The sequence below is a fragment of the Flavobacterium sp. genome (genome assembly GCF_003525665.1).
In the GTDB taxonomy this organism is placed as follows: domain Bacteria; phylum Bacteroidota; class Bacteroidia; order Flavobacteriales; family Flavobacteriaceae; genus Flavobacterium.
Map to the genome: position 1 here is coordinate 31,196 of NZ_DQDX01000183.1, position 5,243 is coordinate 36,438.

6 protein-coding genes are annotated in these 5,243 nt (G+C 33.1%); 3 read left to right on the forward strand and 3 right to left on the reverse strand.

Features of this window, described 5'->3' with window-relative positions; all coding sequences use genetic code 11:
* Nucleotides 1–436: hypothetical protein (locus DIU01_RS12885; RefSeq protein ID WP_290835084.1), on the reverse strand; the 436-nt coding region annotated here is incomplete at its 3' end.
* Nucleotides 437–460: 24 nt separating this feature from the next.
* On the reverse strand, nt 461–1,123 hold the full coding sequence (locus DIU01_RS12890; protein ID WP_290835086.1) for an RNA methyltransferase: 663 nt from the start codon (nt 1,121–1,123) through the stop codon (nt 461–463).
* A gap of 173 nt (nt 1,124–1,296) precedes the next feature.
* Here DIU01_RS12890 and DIU01_RS12895 point away from each other — a divergent pair, with 173 nt between their 5' ends.
* The 3 genes from DIU01_RS12895 to DIU01_RS12905 are packed head-to-tail and all read left to right on the forward strand — an operon-like array spanning nt 1,297 to nt 3,984.
* Nucleotides 1,297–1,989, forward strand: coding sequence for an NAD-dependent deacylase (locus tag DIU01_RS12895; protein ID WP_290835088.1), 693 nt, complete (start codon nt 1,297–1,299; stop codon nt 1,987–1,989).
* Nucleotides 1,990–2,036: 47 nt separating this feature from the next.
* Nucleotides 2,037–3,290 carry a sensor histidine kinase KdpD gene (locus DIU01_RS12900; RefSeq protein WP_290835090.1) on the forward strand — a complete coding sequence of 418 codons (1,254 nt, stop codon included), beginning with the start codon at nt 2,037–2,039 and terminating at the stop codon, nt 3,288–3,290.
* Nucleotides 3,291–3,297: 7 nt separating this feature from the next.
* The gene (locus tag DIU01_RS12905) at nt 3,298–3,984 is read left to right on the forward strand and encodes a response regulator transcription factor (RefSeq protein ID WP_290835092.1); all 687 of its coding nucleotides are present in this window, start codon (nt 3,298–3,300) and stop codon (nt 3,982–3,984) included.
* A 1-nt stretch (nt 3,985) separates the two neighbouring features.
* On the opposite strand, the gene DIU01_RS12910 is transcribed toward DIU01_RS12905, so the two are convergent.
* Nucleotides 3,986–5,137, reverse strand: a complete 1,152-nt coding sequence (locus tag DIU01_RS12910; protein WP_290835094.1) for a peptidoglycan endopeptidase — start codon at nt 5,135–5,137, stop codon at nt 3,986–3,988.
* Nucleotides 5,138–5,243: the final 106 nt, after the last annotated feature.

Consider the following 5,243-nt stretch of genomic DNA (forward strand, 5'->3'; position numbering starts at 1 on the left):
CCTTTTTTTGGATTTTATGTTTCCATTCTAATTCATCGTTGTCGTTGATGATTGCTCCTATTTCAACTCGGATAACTTGTCCGAATTCTGATTGCAATGTCAACCAATTACTTTCGTTAAAATGATTTTCTGTTGAATCAAAATCTTCTACTTCCCAAGATTTAAAAGGCAATTCGGTTTTTAATTCGATACAATTTCTACCGATAACTTTTTTATCCAATAAAAGCAATTCAGGATTTGATGAAATAATATATCCCAATTTAAAATTCTCATCTTCATAAAATGTCAGCCTAAGTTTTTCTTTATTGTAAAGATAAATTATGTTCTCGTCATCGTCTTTAAATTCCTTATCTGGCCTGCCATAAATAGCTTCAACATCTTTTTGTTGCATTCCAAAAAGAAGTTTATCAATTCCGTTTTTTGGGTTTAGTATCATTTTTTTTGTTTTAAATAAACATTGTTATTTTTTAACTTCGCTATAGTATCGTTCTTCAATTCGTTTGATATCTTTAATGGTATTCTTCGCCCATTGCAAACGTTTTTCAAGAATTTCCTCTTCAGATAATTGCCATTTGATATCCGATTTGTGCAAACGACTCATTAAATTCTGAATGATAATCGCCGCCGATACTGATATATTCAAACTTTCAGTAAATCCAGCCATCGGAATTTTTAAAAAACCATCAGCATTTTGAAGCACTTCTTCTGATAATCCATCGCGTTCTGTTCCGAAAAATAGTGCACTTGGTTTCGAAATATCAAAATCATCCAAATCGCAATCATTTTCATGTGGCGTCGTTGCAATGATTTGATAACCTTTACTTTTCATACTCGAAATACAACCCGAAATACTATCAAATCGATTTACATCAACCCACTTTTGCGCACCCATCGCAATTTCTTTATCGATAGATTTGGTATATCGTTCTTCAATTACATTGAGTTGCTGAACTCCAAAAACCTCGCAACTGCGCATCACCGCGCTTGTGTTGTGCAACTGAAAAACATCTTCCATAGCAATAGTAAAATGATTGGTTCGTTTGGACAAAACCTGTTGAAATCGTTCTTTTCTATTATCGGTAAGTATGTTTTCTAAAAAAGCTAAGTAATCTAAGTCGATCATATTCTAAAAATGTTTCGGCAAAAATAGTGAAAGTGAATTTATTTAAATCCATTACTTTTATATCTTTGATAAAGTTACTGTTTTGTCCTTACGACGACGGAGAAATCGCATATCGTAAGTAACTAGTGAGATTTCTCCTTCGTCGAAATGACAAACTCTATGTAAAAAAAAATATGAAAAAGAAATTAGTAATTTTATCAGGCGCAGGAATTTCTGCAGAAAGCGGCATCAAAACCTTTCGCGATAGCGACGGACTTTGGGAAGGTCATAACGTTATGGATGTTGCAACGCCTGAAGGTTGGCGAAACAATCAAGAATTAGTTTTGGATTTTTACAATCAAAGAAGAAGACAACTGCATGAAGTTCAACCCAATTTAGGGCATAAAATTTTAGCCGAATTAGAAAATGATTTCGAAGTTCACATCATCACACAAAACGTAGATAATTTGCACGAGCAAGCAGGAAGTTCCAAAGTTTTACATCTTCATGGTGAATTGTTTAAAGTACGTAGCACAAAAGAAGAAAACTACATTTTAGACTGGAAAACCGATTTAAAAACTGGAGATTTGGATGCTAATGGTTTTCAACTTCGTCCTCATATTGTTTGGTTTGGCGAAGATGTTCCGGCACTTGAAGAAGCTTTAGCAATCACGCAACAAGCCGATTATTTTGTTATTGTAGGAACTTCTATGCAAGTTTATCCTGCTGCAGGTTTGGTAGAATTTACTCCGCCAAATATTCCAATTTATTATATCGATCCAAATCCGGCAACGATTAGAAATTTATCCAATCCGTTAGAAATAATTCCGATGAATGCAACAGAAGGTGTTCCGTTTTTACGAGAAAAATTAATGAAAAGAGAATAGAATATAGAAAATAGAATATAGAAAATAGAATATAGACTTAATACAGATTGAAAACTAAAAACCTTAATATCATTATCGTTCTTGGACTTGTCGCTACAATAGGAATATTGATTGCGCAATTGCTTTGGACCAAAGAAGCCTTTAACCTTGAAGAAAAGAAGTTTTCGCAAAAAGTTCATGTTGCATTACTTGAAGTAGTGAAGAAATTGTACGAAGGAACAACTGGCGGACTTCCTGTTGAAAATCCGGTTAAGAAAGTGTCAAATGATTACTATATTGTAAATGTAGAAAATGATTTTCAACCTGATATTTTAGAATTTTATTTAAAAACTGAGTTTGCTAAATTCAACATCAACACCGATTTTGAATATGCCATGTACAATTGTCAAAGTGATGAAATGGTGTACGGAAAATACGTCGATTTTATCGATAACAAAACCTCTAAAACCAATATCAATTTCCCAAAACATAAAAATTTAGTTTACTATTTTGCTATTCGTTTTCCTAATGAAACGTCCTATTTATTGAGTTCGCTTCGTTTTTGGTTTGTGCTATCCTTGGCTTTAATCATCATTCTTTTGGTCTATGTTTATTCGATTTACACCATAATTCAGCAGAAAAAATACTCTGAATTACAACGTGATTTCATCAATAATATGACACACGAATTTAAAACTCCGTTGTCTTCTATTCTATTGGCTTCCAATTTTTTAAACAAGCAGGAAGTGATTAGAAAAGATGAAAAGCTAGAGAAATATACCGACATTATTATCAATCAAAGTAAGAAGTTGAATAGTCATATCGAGCAAATTTTGAACATGGCAAAATCAGATAATTCTCCGATGAAAATGGAAAAAACGGAGGTTTCTATTCTGCCGATTCTAAATGATGTAATTGAAAACATGCAACTCAAACATCCAGATTTATTGGTAAAAATTGATTCTGATAAAGAGTATATTATTCAAGCAGATGCCTTTCATTTCACCAATATCGTTTATAATTTATTGGATAATTCTATAAAATACTGCGATGAAAATCCGATACTAATTATTAGAATTGCCGAAGAAAAAGGTAAAATTCAAATCGATTTTATCGATAACGGAATTGGTGTTTCAAATAAAAATTTAAACTTTATCTTTGATAAGTTTTATAGAATTCCGAGTACCAAAAGTAATGAAGTCAATGGCTTCGGACTGGGATTATACTATGTAAAAAAGATTTGTACACAACACAACTGGAAGATTTTTGCAACCAATAATTTGACCAAAGGAATTACAATTTCTATTTCAATTCCAAAGTAACACAACTATGACAAAATATAAAATACTTTACGCAGAAGACGACGAAACCTTAGCGTTTTTAACCAAAGACAATCTAGAAAATCAGTATGATGTAACGCATTGTACCGATGGAGAATCATGTCTTGAAGCGTTTAAAAAAGATACGTTTGACATTTGTATTTTTGATATTATGATGCCAAAAATGGACGGATTTGATCTAGCAGAACGAGTTAGAAAAATCAATTCTGATGTGCCTATTATATTCCTTTCAGCCAAAACATTGAAAGAAGATCGCATCAAAGGATTACGACTTGGAGCCGATGATTACTTGGTTAAGCCGTTCAGCATTGAAGAATTATTACTTAAAATTGAAATCTTTTTAAAGCGTTCGCAAAAAAGTTCGCTATCAGAAAATGTGATTTATAACGTTGGGAAATATCAATTTGACAGCAAGAATTATTTGGTTTTCACCGACACCGAAAAAATTAGTTTAACACAGCGCGAGGCCGAACTTTTGAAACTCTTTTTAGACAACAAAAATGTGGTGATGAAGCGCGAGGAAATCTTAAAATCGCTTTGGGGAAATGACGATTATTTTATGGGAAGAAGTCTAGATGTTTTTATATCAAGATTGAGAAAAATCCTTTCAACCGAAACCGGAATTGCCATTGAAAACCTTCACGGAATTGGTTTCAGATTCTCAATAAACGACTAAATTACTCCGCAATAACACGATTTACTTGCACAAAAGTTCGTGCATAATAACGCTCTTTTGTAGACGAATACATCACGCCAGAACTTGTAGACGAATGAATAAACCTGATTTCGTCGTCAAGAACTTCGGTAACCATACCAACGTGGCTTACTCTACTTCCACCAAAAGTGGCAAAGAAAATTAAATCACCTTTTTGGGCTTGCGATTTGTCAATTTTAGTTCCGTAGCGCGCCATTTCGTGAGACGCACGTGGCAAGGTAATGTCTAAATTTTTAAAGGTAGAAAACATCAAACCCGAACAGTCAAATCCTGCGCTTGTTGTGCCACCACTTCTGTAACGCGTTCCTAAATGCTCTGAAGCTTTTTCAATTAAAAATTGGGCTTTCGCCAAATTTCCAACCGGAATAACTTTATTTTCAATCTCTGCCGATGCTGTTTCTGTAGCATGACTTTCGGCTTCTTCAATAACAGCATNNGCATTGGTTCCCGAACCTTTTTTGACAATCAATAAATAATCTACTGGAAGGCCGTTTTCTACACCTGGATTTAGTTTTACAAGCTCGTCAATTTTTACATTATATTGCTTAGAAATTTTATACAATGTTTCTTTTGGCAATACTTTGTGCACCACATTAACATTGGCAATCTCATCTACTTTTTGGGTTTCTGCAACATTATTTTCTGTAACTGCTGGAGTTGGATTAGGATTTACAAACTTTAGCTTCGCTCCTACTTTTAGATTTCCAGTTTTCAATTCGGGATTCAAATCACAAATACTTTCCATGCTCACTTTGTACTTTTTTGCAAGACTGTAAAGTGTTTCTTTCGCTTCGACTTTATGAGTGATATACGGTTCGCTTGAAGAAGTTTTCTCTGATTCAGCAACAACAACTACTTCATTTTTAGCAACTTTAGGTTTCTTTTCTTCGGGTTTGTATTTTTTATTCGGGATTTTTACTTCTTGTTTCAAACCCAAAACAGCACCTTTCAATTTCGGATTTAGATCAAAAATTTCGGCTTGGGTAACATCATATTTTTTGGCAATAGAATAAATCGATTCACCCGATTTAACGTTGTGCTTAATGATTTTTTGTGCAAATGAATTGGCAGAAACAAAAAAAGCTATTAGTATAAAAAGTATATTAAATTTCATGAATAGTATAAATTCTAATGTGAAAAAACACATTTTTTTGGAGTCGCAATTTACAAATAAATGCTTGTTTCGAAGGATATTTTAACTAAAATTTAAAAAAGTAGCT

What these genes read in the sequence shown, in the direction of transcription:
- DIU01_RS12890 (WP_290835086.1), bottom strand. Translation starts at nt 1,123, where the DNA reads ATGATCGACTTAGATTACTTAGCTTTTTTAGAAAACATACTTACCGAT.
- DIU01_RS12895 (WP_290835088.1), top strand. Translation starts at nt 1,297, where the DNA reads ATGAAAAAGAAATTAGTAATTTTATCAGGCGCAGGAATTTCTGCAGAA.
- DIU01_RS12905 (WP_290835092.1), top strand. Translation starts at nt 3,298, where the DNA reads ATGACAAAATATAAAATACTTTACGCAGAAGACGACGAAACCTTAGCG.